Below are 17,124 nucleotides of genomic sequence, written 5' to 3'. Positions count from 1 at the left end.
TCATTGTATCTGCTGACCGTTGCTCCGCAAACGTCCGGCTTCACAGCCTCCGCAATTGCTCTTGCGCGATCAGCCGATCGACGAAGCCGCGCTCGGCGTCGAACGGATGCCCATCCCATCCCTGATGCGAGAACCCAGCGAGTAAAACCTGATCGCCAGGCGCTGCAACCTCTCCAATCACATAGGCGATCGTGATTAACCCAGAGCTCGGCACAACGTAGGCGCCCGGCATGAGCCCTCGCAGCTCCAAATCCAAGAGATCATGATATCGGCGAGGAATCACCGCAAAGCTTTTGCCGGTGTTGGTGGCAAAGCTTGCAAAGCTTTCCGTATAATCGTCACAGAAGTCGCCGAGCTCGGGATACTGTATCGCGAGCGCCGGTTTGATTTCGGCAAACTTCGATGCCTCGCGAACGCACCAGATCTCGGCAGCACTCATTACGGCTGGGCTGTTGCGCCATGTGGCTTCACCGATCATCGCTGCAGCGGGACGACCTGTGTTGCAGACCGAGACGATATCGGTTCGAAGGCCGCCCTCGCCGACCGAGCGGCAGCCATTGAAGCGAACGACAAGATCACTGTTATCGATTGCCCGCGCTTGCCCTCGCGAAAATGAGCCGTTTCCAACGATCACGATCCTTCGCGCCATATCTCTGCTCCACGCTAACATCGTGCTTACGACGTCATGGCGAAACAGATCAAAATTGGAACCTAATCTGCCCGGAAATTTGATCCGACCGATGGGTAGCGTCGTAGCAACGCTGTTGTGGAAACAAAGGACATTTCTGATGGACGCAATCGTCAACGATACCGAGTTTCTAGCGGCCGCGGACACACCTACCCAGGAAGAAGCGGAGGCCGCCGTGCGGACGTTGATCCGCTGGGCTGGGGACGATCCGACCCGAGAGGGCCTCCTCGACACCCCGAAGCGCGTCGCCAAAGCGTATCGGGAACTTTTCGCCGGCTATGACGCAGCGCCCGAAGACGTCCTGGCAAGAACGTTCTCAGATGTCGCCGGTTACAGCGACATGGTAATCGTCAAGGATATCGCATTTCACTCGCATTGTGAGCATCATATGGTGCCGTTCCATGGTGTTGCCCACATCGCCTATTTCCCGGAAGACGGCGTGCTGGGACTTTCCAAAATGGCGAGGCTGGTCGACCTTTTTGCTCGACGGTTGCAGACGCAGGAAACAATGACGTCGCAGATCGCGAAAGCTCTCGACGAGAGCCTGCGACCAAAAGGCGTGGCCGTCATGATTGAAGCAGAGCATATGTGCATGGCGATGCGCGGCATTCAAAAGCAGGGTGCCAAAACGATAACGACGACATTCATGGGCCAATTTGAAGGCTCTGCACAGGATCAGTCGCGCTTCATGATGCTGGCTCGCGGCTGATTGTCCGAGCTGGATCCATCCGATCTGCAGGGAGTACGTTAAATGGCGGGTAAGCTGCTGACATCGTTAGACCCCGGATACTCGGCCCTGGTGATCGGGGCCAGTGGCGGCATCGGCCATGCGATCGCCGATTGCTTGGAAGCCGATCCCAATTGTTCAAACACGGTTCAGCTTTCGCGCCGTGATGATCAGCTTGACATCACTGACGAGGAATCCGTCCGTCGTGCAGCCGATTGCTTTCAAGCAATGTCGTTCGACTTCATTGTCTGCGCGACGGGTGCTCTCACCATAGACGGTGTCGGGCCGGAGAAGTCGATCCGCCAAATCTCACAAAACGCGATGATGAACCAGTTCGCCGTCAATGCCATTGGACCGGCATTGCTACTAAAGTATTTCGTTCCATTGCTCGACAGAAAGAAGCGGGTGATCTTCGCTTTCCTTTCGGCGCGCGTTGGATCGATCGGCGACAATCAGCTCGGCGGCTGGATCTCGTATCGATCCTCCAAGGCTGCGCTTAACCAGATCGTCCATACGGCCGCGATCGAAGTGTCCAGGGCAAATCCCGCATCGGTGGTCGTCGCCATACATCCAGGTAGTGTTGCCACCTCCCTGTCGGATCCATTTTCCTCAAACCACGAAAGGTCGAAGCCGGACGACGCCGCGCGATCAGTCCTGCAAGTGCTCGACGGGCTCCAGCCGGCGAATACTGGCGGGTTCTTCGCCTATGACGGAAGCTCAATCGTTTGGTAGCGCGCTTCACAGTTGCTTTGGTGATGACCAGGATCTGATGGGACTTTGCAGGAGGCTTCGTTGAAACGTGTTCGCAACCTGATCTTCGTGCTCGGCGACCAGCTATCGCTCTCACTGTCTAGTCTCGATGGCGCTGACCCGAACCACGACGTCATCGTGATGTGCGAAGTCTTGGAAGAAGCGTCATACGTTCATCATCATAAACTGAAGATCGCGCTGATCTTCTCCGCGATGCGCCACTTCGCGGCAGAACTCCGCGATCGAGGTTTCGATGTCCGCTACACCAAGCTCGACGACCCTGAGAATTCCGGTTCATTCACCGGCGAGGTCATGCGAGCTGCTAAGATTATGCTGCCTGAACGGATCATAGCCACCGAGGCCGCCGAGTGGCGGGTTCTCGAGGCGATGGGAAAATGGCAGGGATTGCTCGGTGTTCCGGTCGAAATGCGAGCAGATGGCCGCTTCCTCTGTTCGAAGGCCGATTTCCAGGATTGGGCACGTGACCGGCGGTCCCTGACCATGGAATATTTCTACAGGGACATGCGCCGCCGGACCGGACTTCTTATGAACGGGAACGACCCAGAGGGCGGACGATGGAATTTCGACGCCGAAAACCGCAAGCCCGCGAGACCCGAGCTTCTTCGGCTTCGGCATCCAGCCTTCGCCCCAGATAATACGACCACAGAGGTGCTTGAGCTCGTTGCGAGAACTTTTCCGAAAAACATGGGCTCGACCGCAAATTTTTCATTTGCAGTAACGCGCGCCGATGCCGAAGAGGCGGCGCAGGCGTTCGTTAAAGATTTTTTGCCGAATTTTGGTGAAACACAGGATGCGATGTTGAGCGGCGATCCCTTTCTCAATCACGCGCTCTTATCGTTCTACATCAATATCGGTCTGCTCGATCCTCTGACACTTTGCCGTCAGGCGGAGCAAGCCTATATCGAGGGCGACGCCCCACTCAACGCCGTGGAAGGTTTTATTCGGCAGATCATCGGCTGGCGCGAGTTTATCCGCGGTATCTACTGGTCGAAGATGCCCGGTTACGAAAAGAGCAACGTTTTCGGGGCTGAGCGACCGCTCCCAGACTTCTTCTGGACCGGCGACACCGACATGGCCTGTGTTTCGGATGTGATCAAAAAGACTATTACCAATGCTTACGCCCATCATATCCAGCGCCTGATGGTGGTCGGAAACTTTTCGATGCTCGCGGGGCTCAACCCCTATGAGGTGCATGAATGGTATCTCTCCGTTTATGCGGACGCCTTCGAATGGGTCGAGTTACCCAACGTCATCGGCATGAGCCAGTACGCCGATGGTGGCTTCATGGCATCCAAGCCATATGCGGCCAGTGGTGCATACATTTCCCGGATGTCTGATTACTGCGACGGCTGCCGATACAAGGTCTCCCAAAAAACCGGCGATGACGCCTGTCCTTTCAACGCGCTTTATTGGGACTTCATGGATCGTAACGCAGCGGCGCTGTCAAAGAACCATCGTCTCGCGCAGGTCTTTTCCACCTGGCGGCGGATGGATGACGACAAAAAGCACGATTACCGCCGAAGCGCAGCAGCGTTTTTGGAAAAGCTCGGTGATCGACAGCGCGTTTGATCCCTCCGAGAAACCCACCAAGGAGCGCTTCGACGTGCCGAAGATGGTCAAGAAATCCGATCTGCCGATGAAAATCTGTCTCGCCTGCGGGTTGCCTTTCGCTTGGCGACGAAAGTGGGCAAAAAACTGGGGCGATGTAAAGTTCTGTTCGGATCGCTGCCGGCGTTCGAAAGCAGCCAAAATTTGATCAGTTTGTCTTCCTGTACCGGGGTAAGCGAGTGTTCGCGGCAAATCACCTGAGATTTGAACCGTGCCCCGCCCGGCAGCGTAACAGTTTTGATTCGAAATCTGAGACAACCATGCTCGTGAAAGAAACGCCTCCTAAACAAACAGAGTTTCCCGTAACCCGCGATTACGCGCTGCAACGGCTGGAGGAATTCCTGCCCGCAGCGGGCTCGCAATACGCCCGTTTGCGAAACTTCGATCGGGGCAACGGTCAGCATGTGCATGTTTCGCGGCTGTCGGCAGCACTTCGGCGTCGGGTCGTCTGTGAAGCCGAGGTGGTCGCGGCGGTCGTCGCGCGGCACGGGATTGTCCAAGCTGAAAAATTCATCAGTGAGATTTTCTGGCGGACATATTGGAAGGGTTGGCTCGAGCAGCGACCTGCGGTGTGGACCGGCTATCTGGATGAGTTGGACAAAGCCCGTGAGCAGCTTGAGGTCGATCATGATTTGTCCCAGATGTACGAAAACGCCTGCGCTGGTCTCAGCGAAATTGACTGCTTCGACGCCTGGGTCGCGGAGTTGAAAGACACCGGTTATCTCCATAATTGGGCCAGGATGCAGTTCGCCTCGATCTGGACATTTACACTTGGTTTGCGCTGGGAACTGGGCGCCGCCTTCATGTCCAGCCATCTCGTTGACTCCGACCCGGCATCAAATACCTTGTCTTGGCGCTGGGTCGCGGGACTGCACACGAAAGGCAAAGCCTATCTTGCCGATGCTGACCGCATACGCGCCATGACCAACGGCCGGTTCTCTCCCACGGGTCTTGCCCGGAGGGCGGTCATCCCGACTGACGGCATCGTCGTACCACCCCCCTCTCCGCTTCGAGATTTTCGGGATCCGGATCCATCCCAGCCGGCGATGATTTTGATCACAATTGAGGACCTCTCGCTTGAAGGACTGCCTGCGTTGGGTGAGATGGACATCAAAGCGATTTCGGTTCTGTCGGCCGAGTACGAAACAGATCGTCTAGCGTTGAATGACGCGCTGAAACGAGCAACCAACACATGGCCGCGGGCTGCAGTCCTCGTATCGCCGGAGGAGGAAGGCCTCAGAGCTGCTAAAGCACTGGGCTGTAGTCAGATCGTCACAGGCTTCGCGTCTGTTGGTCCAACAGCTCAAAGGCTCGATATGTTGGGGCAAAAGGCTCCCGGCTACGGAATGCAATTGGCAGAACACTTGCGAAGCTGGGATCAGGAGGCATGGCCTTTTTGCAATAAGGGCTTCTATGCCCTTAGACAGAAAATTCCATGTCTGATCAATGCAACGGGTACCATGCGATGACAAGGCAACTCGTTGTCTGGTTTGACAGCAACTGCCCGCTTTGCCGGCGCGAGATCGCACTCATGCGGTGGCTCGATCATCGGCGGAAGGCGATATTGTTTGTCGATGCATGCGACGCTTCAACATCTTGCCCGATAGACCGAGCGGAAATTTTGTCGCGATTTCATGCCGAGGAAGACGGACGTCTTTTGTCAGGTGCCGCCGCGTTCGCCGCTATGTGGCGGGCTATACCACTGCTGCGCCCAATCGGGCTTCTGGCAGGTTGGCCGCCTGCCTTTCCGATATTCGAAGCTGGGTATCGCGGCTTCCTGCGGATCAGACCACATTTGCAAAGGATATTTCGATGACGGATCGGTTTCGCGCTGTTCCCGAAAGTCGCCTAACCAGACTTGCGGCTCTTGGAAAACTGGCCGGCGGCGTTGCGGCGGGTTTCGTGGGAGAGGGTCTTGGAAGACTGGCACGCGGCGAGCGGCCGCATCTTTCCGATCTCATCCTGACCCCCGGAAATGCACGACGGGTTACAGAGCAATTGTCGCGGCTTCGAGGTGCTGCGATGAAGCTGGGGCAGATGATATCGCTTGATGCCGGCGATATCCTACCCAGCGAACTCTCCGCGATACTCGCCGAATTGCGCGATCGAGCGCATTTCATGCCACAGCATCAACTTGAAAAGACCTTGGAGTCGGCTTGGGGTCCCGGGTGGAGGCGCCGTTTCAACCGCTTCGACATGACGCCGATTGCAGCCGCCTCGATAGGCCAGGTTCATCGTGCACAACTCGCCTCGGGGCGGGAATTGGCCGTCAAAGTTCAGTACCCCGGTGTTGCCAAAAGCATCGATGCCGACATTGACAATGTCGCTACCCTTTTGAGGATGTCAGGCCTGCTTCCGTCCGCCCTCGATATCGCGCCGTATCTCGCCGAGGCAAAGCGTCAGTTGCATGACGAGGCCGACTATCTGCGTGAGGCGAACATGATGGTTCGCTATCAAGATCTGCTTAGAGGCGACGGCCGTTTCATCGTACCAAAACCTGCGGATGGATTGCTGCACCCGACCGTACTTCCTATGGATTTCCTCGAGGCCGCGCCGATTGAGACGCTGATTGCGGCTCCGCAGACGATACGAAACGAGGCGATGGGCGCGCTACTCGATCTCGTGCTGCGAGAACTGTTGGAGTTTGGCCTGATGCAGACGGATCCGAACTTCGCAAACTATCGTTGGCAAAAAGAGACCGGACGTATTGCGCTACTCGACTTCGGTGCGACCCGTGTCATCGAAGCCGAAAGTGCCGCTGACTATCGGAGGCTGCTGCGCGCTACGCTTACCGAAGACGTGACTTCCATTCGTGATGCATTGATGACTATGGGGTTTGTTTCCGCGTCACAAGCCACCCAGCACCCGCATGAAGTTAACGAGATTATCGAGATCGTTGTCGCTCAGCTGCAAAAGAGCGGCGATGGCATTTTTGATTTTGCCGATCGAAAGTTCGTGGGATTGATCCGGGATAGGGCCACCTCGCTGCTATCAGATCGCTCCAGCTGGCAACTGCCGTCGCCGGACAAACTGTTCATCCAGCGGAAGATCAGTGGTACTTCGCTTCTGATGGTCAATATGCGTGCTAAACTGTCGCTGAAGCAAATGCTTGGGCGTTATTGTTGAGCTGCAAGCCTACCTTTTGCGAGATCCGAATTCCGGCAACTCCATATTGAACGATATTCCAGGAGTGAGAGTATGTATCCGATGTCAGTAAACGCCAACGCCTTGCCTGACGAAAACGGTTTTTTCGGAAAGTTTGGTGGGCGCTTCGTGGCGGAGACGCTCATGCCACTGCTGATCGCAGTGACCGAGAATTGGCAGGCAGCGAAGACCGACCAATCTTTCTGGGATCAGCTTGACGAAATGTCGCGAACTTATGTCGGCCGACCCAGTCCGCTTTATTTCGCTGAACGCTTGAGTGAGCGCCTTGGCGGCGCGCGTGTTTACATGAAGCGGGACGAGCTTAATCACACGGGTTCGCATAAGATCAACAACTGTCTCGGCCAGATTCTGATTGCCCTGCGGATGGGCAAGCGCCGCATCATCGCCGAGACAGGCGCGGGCCAGCACGGTGTCGCCACCGCCACGATGGCTGCCCGCTTCGGTCTCCAATGCGTTATATACATGGGCGCGACAGACATCGAGCGACAGGCGCCCAACGTCTTCAGAATGAGGCTACTGGGCGCCGAGGTACGATCCGTGACCTCGGGCAACTGCACCCTCAAGGATGCGATGAACGAGGCGTTGCGCGATTGGGTCTCGAACGTCGACGACACCTACTATCTGATCGGAACCGCAGCGGGGCCTCATCCCTATCCGGAAATGGTGAGAACCTTGCAATCCGTGATCGGCAGAGAGGCGCGTGCGCAGATTTTGGAGCGAGAGGGGCGCCTGCCAGATCTCTTGGTCGCGGCTGTCGGCGGCGGTTCAAATGCGATCGGCTTGTTCCACCCGTTCCTCGCCGATCCTGGCGTCTCCATGTTAGGCGTTGAGCCTGCCGGCAAAGGGCTTGATACATTCGAACATTGCGCATCGCTGACGAAGGGTCAGCCTGGCGTTCTGCACGGAAACCGAACGTATCTTTTGCAAGATGAAGACGGGCAAATAAACGAGGGACACTCAATTTCCGCCGGCCTTGATTATCCGGGCGTTGGGCCTGAGCATTCCTGGCTCAAGGAAAGCGGACGTGTCAGTTACGCATCCGCAACCGATCTCGAAGCGCTGGAGGCATTCCAGTTTCTCTCAGTCGTAGAAGGCATCATTCCGGCGCTGGAGCCGTCTCATGCAATCGCCGAGGTTATGAAGAGAGCGCCACTCATGACGCCGGAAAAGATCATCATCGTCAATCTCTGCGGCCGTGGTGACAAAGACATTTTCACCGTGTCCAGCCTTTTGAACCTGAACAATTAGGGGACCATCACGATGATTGTTGGATGTCAAAAGAACTTGCATGGTACCCAAAAGCGCGTGGCTGCCGTATCGTAGCCATAGTCTGGCAGGTCGCACTTGAGTTTTAACACGAACCGGGAGCATATCCATGAAAGATCAGCGTCCAGAAGGGATCGAGCGCTACGATCACCCCGCTGGTGGCTGGGATGCGTTGAAGGCAGTGGCCAAGACGCTGGCGCATCAGCAGATCGTTGCCCAGGGCAGCCGGACGCTGCTCAAGGCCAACCAGCCCGAGGGCTTCGACTGTCCCGGCTGCGCCTGGCCCGACCCGAAACACACATCGTCCTTCGAATTCTGCGAGAACGGCGCCAAGGCGATCACCTGGGAATCCACGGCGAAGCGGACGGACACCGCCTTCTTCGAACAGCACAGCGTCGCCGAACTCTGGAGCTGGACGGACCACCAGCTCGAGGATGCCGGGCGGCTGACATCGCCGCTCAGATATAATCCTGCCAGTGACCATTTCGAGCCTATAGCCTGGGACGACGCGTTTACACAGATCGCCGCCGAACTCAACAAGCTTGCCGACCCGGACGAAGCCGAATTCTACACCTCCGGGCGGGCGTCAAACGAGGCTGCCTTCCTTTACCAGCTCTTCGTCCGCGGCTACGGGACCAACAATTTCCCCGACTGTTCCAACATGTGCCACGAGGCAACCAGCGTCGGCTTGCCTAAATCGATCGGCGTCGGCAAGGGAACGGTGACGCTTCAAGATTTCCACCATGCGGATGCGATCTTTTCCTTCGGGCACAACCCCGGCACCAATCATCCACGCATGATGACGACCCTGCACGAGGCCTCGCGCCGTGGCGTGCCGATCGTCGTCTTCAATCCACTGAAGGAGCGGGCGCTCGAGCGCTTCGCTGCCCCGCAGGACCCGATCGAGATGGTGACGATGTCCTCGACACCGATCGCCTCGGCCTATCACCAGCTCCGCGTTGGCGGTGACCTTGGTGCGCTCAAGGGCATGATGAAGGCGATATTTGAGACGGATCAGCGGGATATCGATGCCGGCGGTTCCGGGGTGCTCGACAGGGCCTTCATCAGCGAGCATACCGCAGGCTTCGATGCACTGCGCGCCGACATCGCTTCAACCAGCTGGGATGAGATCACCGCGGCAAGCGGTCTCTCGAGAGAGGCGATCGAGAGAGCCGCCGCCGTCTACGTCAAAGCGAAGAATGTCATCATATGCTATGGCATGGGCATCACCCAGCACGCCCGCGGAACGCAGAACGTTCAGCAGATTGCCAACCTGCTGATGCTGCGCGGCAATCTGGGCCGCCAGGGCGCCGGCATCGCGCCGATCCGCGGCCATTCCAACGTCCAGGGCGACCGCACGGTCGGCATCACCGAAATTCCCAACAAGGCGCTGATCGACGGCATGGAGCGCGCCTTTGGCTTCCGGCCGAAATCAGACAAGGGCCATAACGCCATCGAAGCGATCGAAGCGATCATCGCCGGCCAGTCGAAGGCGCTGATCTGCCTCGGCGGCAACCTGGCGGTCGCCATGTCGGATCACCACGCCACGTTCGAAGGCATGCGCAAGCTTGATCTCGCGGTCCATATCGCCACCAAGCTGAACCGTTCGCAGCTTCTCAAGGCAAAGACCTCGATCATTCTCCCCTGTTTCGGCCGCACCGACCTCGACACACAGGCCTCCGGGCCGCAGGCGGTGACTGTCGAGGATTCGATGTCGATGGTGCATGCATCGCGCGGCTTCCTCAATCCGCCCGGTGAGCTGCTCCGCTCCGAGCCCGCGATCATCGCCGGGATCGCCAAGGCGACACTCGGTGGTCGTCACAGCATCGACTGGGACGGCCTGATCGGCGATTACGACCGCATCCGCGACAAGATCGAGGTCGTTTTTCCCGACTTTGCCGATTTCAACACGCGGGTGCGCAAGCTCGGTGGCTTCCGCCTCGATGTCGCCGCCTCTTTTCGCCGCTGGAACACCGAAAGCGGCAAGGCGAATTTCCTGCTGGCGCCCGGCCTCGCGGAAGACCCGGCATTGGAGGGCAAGCAGGCACTCGTGCTCACGACGATCCGCAGCCACGATCAGTACAACACGACGGTCTATGGCCTCGACGATCGCTACCGCGGTGTCTTCGGTCGGCGCGACGTGATCTTAATGAATGCCGGCGACCTCGCACGCCGCGGCCTGAAGGATGGCGACCGTATCGATATCCGCGGGCTGATTTCTGATGATCCCGAGGATCATGTCGTCAGCGGCTTTACGGCCGTGGCCTACGACATCCCGCAGGGATCGATCGCCGGCTACTATCCGGAGATGAACGCCGTGATGTCGCTCCGCCACTTCGACCACCAGTCGGGCACGCCTTCCTACAAGGGCGTTCCGGTGACGGTCGTCGGAACACCGTCGCAGTAAAGTCCGGCCCGCTTGACGACGCGTGACTCGGTTTAACTATCCGGTGTTCGCCAGCTTAGAAAACAAGCCTTGCGAATATCGGCGAATGCCGCTCAGATGTGGGTTGAGCAGCGACCGAACTAAAAACGTCCGAAAACTGAGATCACGGCTTCGATTACGGATGAGCCGCAAAAAGGTCCAAAGAGTGCCATAACGACGTTGAAGAATATCACTGTGAAAATAACGTTTTCCTGCTTTCGCGTGAGCTGCTGCGGCTTCCTGTCCGGCGGTTCAGGGCGACGAGGCCTATATTCGTTTAGATCTCGAAACATCTTTATCCCGTTCCCAGCAGTACAAAGTTGCCCTGAGAAATTGTATATCGATCCGGGCGAAAATAGCTTACTTTCCAGTCTACAAAGTCAGCCACGCTTTGATAAAAATGGCAACTAGACTGACCGTGAATACGCCAGCTCCCCAAAGAGTAACGAACCAAAGCAATTTTCGCGGCAGACTCGTCTCCTTCATCAATGATACCCCTCTTCAGGATCCACCTTTCCACGGAAAACCCAGTAGGCATATCCTGTATAAAACAGGATCATCGGTACCAACACGACCGCTCCTACAAGTAGAAATGCGAGGCTGCTATCTGGTGCCGCAGCGTCCCATATCGTGACCGAGCCCGGTACAATAAACGGATAAAAGCTGATCGCGATGCCTATATAGCCGAGAACAAACAACCCCAGCGCAGCAATGAAAGGCTGCGCATCACGCTTTTTTCTTATCCCGTGGAGCAGTACCGCAAAACACGAGGCGACCAAAAGCGGCACTATAACGCTAAAAATTACTGTCGGAGAACTGAACCAGCGGTCGAAATAAACGGCGTTTAAGAATGGTGTCCAGATACTTATAAGACCCATAGCGACGATGAGGCCGATGCACGCACGTGTCGCAATAATTCGCGATTTTTCGTTCAGGGTACCGCGTGTCTTCATGACAAGCCAGGTAGCTCCGAGCAGGCCATATCCAGTGACAAGCGCAATGCCGGTTGTGACCGAAAACGGTGTTAGCCAGTCCCACCATGCGCCAGCATATGAGCGGTTTGCAACCGGAACACCTTGCACCAGCGCCCCGAGAGCCACACCTTGCGAGAAGCCGGCGAGAATAGAACCACCGGCGAAAGCCCAGTCCCAGAGAAACTCGCCGCGCTGGGTTCGCCATCTGTATTCGAAGGCAACACCTCGGAAGACAAGACCGAGCAGCATGGCGATGATCGGCGCATACAAAGCGGGCAGGATCGTCGCGTAGGCCAAAGGAAAAACAGCCAACAGACCGCCTCCCCCAAGCACCAGCCATGTTTCGTTGCCATCCCAAACAGGCGCCACGGAATTCATCATGACATCCCTATCTCTCTTTTCTGTAAAAAGCGGAAATAGTATGCCGACGCCGAGATCAAAGCCGTCCAAGAGTACATAAGCGATAACCGCGAAGGCGATAATGCCCGCCCAAACGATCGGCAGATCAATTTCCATGATGCGCACTCCCATGGGTTCCAGCCATCGGACCAGGCGTGATACCGGTTGTCCGAAGTGGTCCCTCTTCAAGCACCGGCGTTGGGTCGCGCGGCAGACGCTTCATCAGACGCAGAATGTAGAACGTACCGGCGCCAAAGACCACGAAATAGACCACGACGAATGCGAGAAGCGATGCCGCAACAGCAGGGGCCTGAATGGGAGACATTGAATCTGCCGTCAACAAATGACCGTAGACCGTGAATGGCTGACGTCCAACCTCTGTTGTGAGCCAGCCTGACAGCACGGCGACGAAGCCTGCGGGGCCCATTCCAACAGCTGCCCGATGGAGCCATTGGTTGGTCCCCATCGTATCGCGCCAACGGCACCATAAACTCCAAGCGCCCATGCCGAGCATGGCAAATCCGATCGCGACCATCACACGAAACGACCAGAATAGAACGGCGACTGGGGGCTGGCGTTCTTCGGGTATCGTGTCGAGGCCGGCTAACGGGGCGTTGAGATCATGCTTGAGGATGAGGCTCGACATCTTTGGAATTTCGACTTTGTAATCGATACGCTTTTCCGATGGATTTGGGATGCCAAACAGGATCAGAGGCGCACCGCCTGGATGGCTATCGTAGTGGCCCTCCATCGCCATCACCTTGGCAGGCTGGTGCTCGAGCGTGTTAAGCCCGTGTGCATCTCCTGCAACGATCTGGATTGGAGCCACGATTGTCGCCATCCACATGGCCATCGAGAACATCGTTCGGGAACGTCGGGGCGCCGTGTTTTTCAAAAGATGCCAAGCGCCGACGGCACCGACGACAAACGCGGTGGTAAGATACGCGGCCAAGACCATATGTACGAAACGGTAGGGAAACGATGGGTTGAAAATAATGGCCCACCAGTCAAGCGGAATGAATTGCCCAACATCGTTTAAACCAAAGCCTGCAGGTGTCTGCATCCATGAGTTAACGGCCAATATCCAGGTCGCAGATATGAGGGTCCCGACGGCGACCATGCAGGTTGCAACGAAGTGGAGCTTCGGGCCGACCCGATCTAGCCCAAACAACATGACACCCAGGAAGCCCGCCTCGAGAAAAAACGCGGTCAACACCTCATAGCCCATGAGTGGGCCGATCACGGGGCCGGCCTTGTCGGAAAATACGCTCCAATTGGTTCCGAACTGGTAAGACATAACGATGCCGGAGACGACGCCCATACCAAACGCGACCGCAAATATTGTTTTCCAGAAATTGAAAAGTTCCAGATAGACTTGCTCTTTCTTCCAAAGCCAAAGACCCTCTAAAACAGCGAGATAACTAGCAAGCCCAATAGAGAAGGCTGGGAAGATAATGTGAAATGAAACCGTGAAAGCGAACTGCGCCCTGGCAAAAATCGACGCGTCGAGATGGTCGAACATGATTATCGCATCCCTCTACCGATTAACAGTTGAGCAACATTGTCCGTAGTTGCTGATACCCGGTATACGCAGGCGCGAGCGAATCGGTTTTACCCTCGGGGCGACATTTACTCTCTGGGTATCTGGGGGGGGCGGTGCGGATTTGCTTGTATTCCGTTCAGCGTCGAAGTGCTTCAGCCAAGAAATGTGACCACGCGCTCGCAAATGGTACAAAGGTTGCCGCCGGAGTGTCCGACTGACTAGCAATCCCATGAAAGCGAACATGAAAACTTACGATAACGCCCTAACGACGGTCTTCGTCCTCGTTTACAACGAACAACGGCAGCTGCTTGTGATCCGCCGTGCTCGGGATCCGGGGTACGGTCTCCTGGGTCTTCCAGGCGGATATCAAATGCGCGGGGAGACCTGGCAGGAGGCTGGCGCGCGCGAGGTACTGGAGGAAACGGGTTGTTTAATAGATCCCACCCAGGTCTCCCTCACTTTTTTCCGGACCGATCGGTTTTATAACAATCTCGTGGTCTGTCAGTACAATAGACATGCTCAGATAGACCACCCACATGATAGCGAGGCGCTAGACGTATGGTTCACTTGTTCCGCAGGCACGTGCGACCAATGGGCACACCCTGACCTACACGCCGCAGCTAAGGAGTTTCTAAACCAGAAGTGATAGTCCCATTACAGCGCATGCGGAGCCAGTTCTTGAAACCCATGTTACTTGGCTTGGTCTGAGGTCATGCCGGGGGCCTCCTGACACCGTGCTCAAGCGCCTCCTGGCAAGCTGCCTCGACCGCAGCAAGACCATCGGCGGGCACGCATCCGAGTATGGTGACCATCTGTCGGTCACCGTCATCGACGCTCTTCAACCGCTTGCGAACCTTCTCCATCGCGGCTGGCAAAACCCATTCCCGGAAAGGAGCACCGTTGCGCAAGGCACCGGGTTTGCGAGCGAGGACAAGGATGTAATGCCAGGGATCATAGACGGTATCGCCGCGGCCAAAGCTGCGCTGATGTTCCGCGACCGTCACCCCATCCTGCTTGATGACGATCCGGTTCGCATAGGCATGAAGCTCGACGGGGCGACCAACGGCAGTCGACAGGACCGAGTATTTGCTGTTGTCGAAGCGGACGGTGCAGGTCTTCGACACCGAGGCCGGAACGCTGTGGAAGCCATCGAATGGGCCAACGTAGCGCACGAGGCTGCTGCGTTCGGCTTCGAACATCTGCCAAACTGTCTGCGCCGTCTGTTCGGGTTGGCTATGAGCCTTGGCATAGGCAACGCATTTATCGAGCAGCCAGACATTCAGTTCCTCCAGGCTTTTGACTCTGAGACGCGGCGTAAAAAACTGCTCGCGCACAAGGCCGACCTGGTTCTCGACCTGTCCCTTCTCCCAGCTGGATGCTGGCGTGCAGGCTACGGGGTGGACGAGATAATGGCTGCACATCTGCAGGAAACGGCGATTGTAGAGCCGTTCCTTGCCGATAAAGACAGCCTCCACCGCCGTCTTCATGTTATGGGATGGACGCCTCCCTCCGAACCTTCAGAATGAAAGGCCAACCAAAGGAGGAAGTCATGACATTCGAATTGCTCGCGATCGATCTCGGAAAGTCGTCGTTTCATCTGCACAGCATTGGTGCAGATGGCGCTATTTTGTCGCGCAAGGTCAGCAGATCGAAGTTGGCCGAGACTGTTAACGCACTCGCTCCAAAGACTATTGCTATGGAAGCGTGCGCCAGTGCGCATCACTGGGGGCGGGAATTCAAAGATAATGCGCGAGAGGTGCTGCTCATCAACCCTCGCTTTGTGAAGCCCTTCGTTCGCGGCTCCAAAAACGACGCCGTAGATGCTGCGGCAATTTATGAAGCTGCGACACGTCCAACCATGCGGTTCGTACCGGTGAAGTCCACCGCACAGCAAGACCTTCAGTCGCTGCATAGAATTAGAGAGCGTCTGATCGTACAGCGTACGTCGCTGATCAACCACGCTCGAGGCCTTCTCGCCGAATATGGAATCGTTTTGCCGCAAGGACCGTGGCGCTTTGCATCCCAGGCACCCTCGGCTATCGAGAATGCGGCTCTCTCCGATCTCGGGCGCGAGCTATTCCTCGAACTCCTCGACCAACTCACCGATGTGAATGACCGAGTTGCCAGGCTCGACAGGAAGATTACCGAGATTTGCCGCGAGCGAGAAGATTGCCGCCACTTGTCCGAACTGCCAGGCGTCGGTCCAATCATTGCAACGGCACTGGTTGCTAGCGTTGAGGACGGACGTCACTTCAAATCCGGACGAGAGCTGGCGGCTTGGATCGGACTGGTCCCGCGACAATACTCGACTGGCGGCAAACCACGGCTTGGTGGAATTGGCCGCCGAGCGAACCATTATCTACGTCGCCAGATGATCCATGGTGCACGCGCAGTCATCAGCCGACTTGCCAGTCACGACGATCGCCGATCGCAGTGGCTGAAAGAGCTAGTCGCTCGCCGGGGATTTAATAAAGCAATCGTGGCGCTTGCCAACAAGACCGCACGGGTAGCATGGGCCTTGCTCACGCGACAGGAGCGCTATGCCGCACAATAGTTATTTGCCAATCATTGCCTATAAGGCGATGATGAATGCGAGGTAAGAACTGATGGCGTAACGGCACGGACCGCAGCTTCGGATCCTGATCTACGACAAGGCCAAAAAGGTCGATCATGTTATAAGGACAGAAGTAGCGGACTCCATCAAGGCCAGGAGCGTGATAGCTCCAGCGATAGGCCGGATAGATTCACGCATCCAATGCCGAGTGCCGCCAAATGTTCACCTCGCCCGGGAGGCGTCCTTAGATTGTCATAGATGCCGCGCGTGCAGGTGCCACGGAAGAAGTCGAAGGCCTTGTCGTGGGCGTCGAAGACCATCTCCTGGCTTTCACGCATATAGGCCCGCGCGAACATCATCCGGCTGTGGCAGAGCCGGACATGCGCAACCTTCACCGTCGTCGTCACGCCCTGGATCAGAACGATCTCATGGCTCCAGTCGAACTGATAAGCCTCGCCGGGCGCATAATAGAGCGGCACGTAGGCCTCGGCCGTCACGGCACCCCGGTCCTTTGACCATCCCTTCGCATAGCGGCGGATCGCATCGTAACTACCGTCGTAACCCAGTGCCCGAAGCTCTTCGTAAATCCGGATCAGCGTCAGTCGCTCGCGAGGTGGCTTGCCTTCGTTCGCGGCCAGGAAGCGCTCGATCTCGGCTTTCCAAGCCCCGGTCTTCGGTAGCGGCTGGCGTTCTCGCTCGTAGGAAAAGTCAGTATCATCGGAATGCAGAATCTTGCGCACCGTGTTGCGGGACACATGCAGCTCCCGAACGATCTTCTTCACCGACCAGCCCTGAACATGGAAGGCTCGACGAACACGCGCAATCGTATCCACTCGCTTCAACTCCCCCTCCATCCGTCAGCAAAAGACGGATGGTCAGACGAAACAGGTGGGGGGTCAAAATTGGGCTCTGACTCACATTTGCTGCTGTTGAGGATGATGCTTCTGCTGGTTCATCGGAGGATCAGCTATGCAGCAACGATTTCAACGGGCGAGCCTCGCTCC

Annotated in this window: 14 protein-coding genes and 2 pseudogenes; 11 read left to right on the top strand and 5 right to left on the bottom strand. The window is 56.8% G+C overall.

The features are described 5' to 3' along the window. Nucleotides 1–40: 40 nt before the first annotated feature. Nucleotides 41–649 (bottom strand): hypothetical protein, encoded by a 609-nt coding sequence (locus ACQZ6J_RS32785; RefSeq protein WP_047636773.1) that lies wholly within the window; start codon nt 647–649, stop codon nt 41–43. Nucleotides 650–788: 139 nt separating this feature from the next. Between ACQZ6J_RS32785 and folE the strand changes: the two genes are divergently transcribed. The 9 genes from folE to ACQZ6J_RS32740 all read left to right on the top strand — a co-directional run bounded on the left by folE (nt 789) and on the right by ACQZ6J_RS32740 (nt 10,632). After that, nucleotides 789–1,397, top strand: a complete 609-nt coding sequence (gene folE / locus ACQZ6J_RS32780; RefSeq protein ID WP_047636791.1) for a GTP cyclohydrolase I FolE — start codon at nt 789–791, stop codon at nt 1,395–1,397. Nucleotides 1,398–1,439: 42 nt separating this feature from the next. Next, nucleotides 1,440–2,147, top strand: a complete 708-nt coding sequence (locus ACQZ6J_RS32775; protein WP_120296845.1) for an SDR family NAD(P)-dependent oxidoreductase — start codon at nt 1,440–1,442, stop codon at nt 2,145–2,147. 60 nt (nt 2,148–2,207) lie between these two features. Then, entirely contained in the window at nt 2,208–3,755 is a 1,548-nt protein-coding gene (locus tag ACQZ6J_RS32770) for a cryptochrome/photolyase family protein (RefSeq protein WP_047636775.1), read from the top strand. After that, complete coding sequence (locus ACQZ6J_RS32765) at nt 3,736–3,942, top strand: DUF2256 domain-containing protein (protein WP_047636776.1); 207 nt, start codon at nt 3,736–3,738, stop codon at nt 3,940–3,942. The genes ACQZ6J_RS32770 and ACQZ6J_RS32765 overlap by 20 nt, the downstream gene beginning before the upstream one ends. A 112-nt stretch (nt 3,943–4,054) precedes the next feature. After that, nucleotides 4,055–5,263, top strand: a complete 1,209-nt coding sequence (locus ACQZ6J_RS32760; protein ID WP_047636777.1) for an FAD-binding domain-containing protein — start codon at nt 4,055–4,057, stop codon at nt 5,261–5,263. Then, on the top strand, nt 5,230–5,610 hold the full coding sequence (locus tag ACQZ6J_RS32755) for a thiol-disulfide oxidoreductase DCC family protein (protein WP_348641735.1): 381 nt from the start codon (nt 5,230–5,232) through the stop codon (nt 5,608–5,610). The genes ACQZ6J_RS32760 and ACQZ6J_RS32755 overlap by 34 nt, the downstream gene beginning before the upstream one ends. Next, a complete protein-coding gene (locus tag ACQZ6J_RS32750; RefSeq protein ID WP_047636778.1) occupies nt 5,607–6,920 on the top strand; it encodes an ABC1 kinase family protein in 1,314 nt (437 codons plus the stop codon). The genes ACQZ6J_RS32755 and ACQZ6J_RS32750 overlap by 4 nt, the downstream gene beginning before the upstream one ends. Nucleotides 6,921–6,992: 72 nt before the next feature. After that, the gene (gene trpB / locus ACQZ6J_RS32745; protein ID WP_047636779.1) at nt 6,993–8,207 is read left to right on the top strand and encodes a tryptophan synthase subunit beta; all 1,215 of its coding nucleotides are present in this window, start codon (nt 6,993–6,995) and stop codon (nt 8,205–8,207) included. Between the two features lie 127 nt (nt 8,208–8,334). Continuing rightward, nucleotides 8,335–10,632, top strand: a complete 2,298-nt coding sequence (locus ACQZ6J_RS32740; RefSeq protein ID WP_047636780.1) for an FdhF/YdeP family oxidoreductase — start codon at nt 8,335–8,337, stop codon at nt 10,630–10,632. A 503-nt stretch (nt 10,633–11,135) separates the two neighbouring features. Here the strand turns inward: ACQZ6J_RS32740 and cydB are convergent. Both cydB and ACQZ6J_RS32730 read right to left on the bottom strand, forming a co-directional pair. Beyond that, a complete protein-coding gene (cydB, locus tag ACQZ6J_RS32735) occupies nt 11,136–12,140 on the bottom strand; it encodes a cytochrome d ubiquinol oxidase subunit II (RefSeq protein WP_047636782.1) in 1,005 nt (334 codons plus the stop codon). Next, entirely contained in the window at nt 12,130–13,545 is a 1,416-nt protein-coding gene (locus tag ACQZ6J_RS32730; RefSeq protein ID WP_047636783.1) for a cytochrome ubiquinol oxidase subunit I, read from the bottom strand. The genes cydB and ACQZ6J_RS32730 overlap by 11 nt, the downstream gene beginning before the upstream one ends. Nucleotides 13,546–13,795: 250 nt before the next feature. Here ACQZ6J_RS32730 and ACQZ6J_RS32725 point away from each other — a divergent pair, with 250 nt between their 5' ends. Continuing rightward, entirely contained in the window at nt 13,796–14,212 is a 417-nt protein-coding gene (locus ACQZ6J_RS32725) for an NUDIX domain-containing protein (protein WP_068396624.1), read from the top strand. Between the two features lie 82 nt (nt 14,213–14,294). Here the strand turns inward: ACQZ6J_RS32725 and ACQZ6J_RS32720 are convergent. Then, nucleotides 14,295–15,056: pseudogene (locus ACQZ6J_RS32720) on the bottom strand (Mu transposase domain-containing protein); the annotation flags it as partial. Between the two features lie 59 nt (nt 15,057–15,115). On the opposite strand from ACQZ6J_RS32720, the gene ACQZ6J_RS32715 reads away from it, so the two are divergent. Further along, nucleotides 15,116–16,120 carry an IS110 family RNA-guided transposase gene (locus ACQZ6J_RS32715; protein WP_047636796.1) on the top strand — a complete coding sequence of 335 codons (1,005 nt, stop codon included), beginning with the start codon at nt 15,116–15,118 and terminating at the stop codon, nt 16,118–16,120. A gap of 239 nt (nt 16,121–16,359) precedes the next feature. On the opposite strand, the pseudogene istA reads toward ACQZ6J_RS32715, so the two are convergent. After that, nucleotides 16,360–16,962: pseudogene (gene istA, locus ACQZ6J_RS32710) on the bottom strand (IS21 family transposase); the annotation flags it as partial. Nucleotides 16,963–17,124 lie beyond the last annotated feature (162 nt).

The sequence above is a fragment of the Rhizobium sp. A37_96 genome, from assembly GCF_053521765.1.
The sequence above is the reverse complement of the archived record's forward strand: the minus strand, read 5'-3'. Positions and strand labels throughout refer to the sequence as shown.

Excerpts from the sequence above, each read along its gene's own strand:
- ACQZ6J_RS32760 (WP_047636777.1), top strand. The coding sequence starts at position 4,055 with ATGCTCGTGAAAGAAACGCCTCCTAAACAAACAGAGTTTCCCGTAACC.
- ACQZ6J_RS32785 (WP_047636773.1), bottom strand. The coding sequence starts at position 649 with ATGGCGCGAAGGATCGTGATCGTTGGAAACGGCTCATTTTCGCGAGGG.
- ACQZ6J_RS32725 (WP_068396624.1), top strand. The coding sequence starts at position 13,796 with ATGAAAGCGAACATGAAAACTTACGATAACGCCCTAACGACGGTCTTC.
- ACQZ6J_RS32730 (WP_047636783.1), bottom strand. The coding sequence starts at position 13,545 with ATGTTCGACCATCTCGACGCGTCGATTTTTGCCAGGGCGCAGTTCGCT.
- ACQZ6J_RS32740 (WP_047636780.1), top strand. The coding sequence starts at position 8,335 with ATGAAAGATCAGCGTCCAGAAGGGATCGAGCGCTACGATCACCCCGCT.
- ACQZ6J_RS32715 (WP_047636796.1), top strand. The coding sequence starts at position 15,116 with ATGACATTCGAATTGCTCGCGATCGATCTCGGAAAGTCGTCGTTTCAT.
- cydB (WP_047636782.1), bottom strand. The coding sequence starts at position 12,140 with ATGGAAATTGATCTGCCGATCGTTTGGGCGGGCATTATCGCCTTCGCG.
- ACQZ6J_RS32775 (WP_120296845.1), top strand. The coding sequence starts at position 1,440 with ATGGCGGGTAAGCTGCTGACATCGTTAGACCCCGGATACTCGGCCCTG.
- ACQZ6J_RS32755 (WP_348641735.1), top strand. The coding sequence starts at position 5,230 with ATGTCTGATCAATGCAACGGGTACCATGCGATGACAAGGCAACTCGTT.
- folE (WP_047636791.1), top strand. The coding sequence starts at position 789 with ATGGACGCAATCGTCAACGATACCGAGTTTCTAGCGGCCGCGGACACA.
- ACQZ6J_RS32750 (WP_047636778.1), top strand. The coding sequence starts at position 5,607 with ATGACGGATCGGTTTCGCGCTGTTCCCGAAAGTCGCCTAACCAGACTT.
- trpB (WP_047636779.1), top strand. The coding sequence starts at position 6,993 with ATGTATCCGATGTCAGTAAACGCCAACGCCTTGCCTGACGAAAACGGT.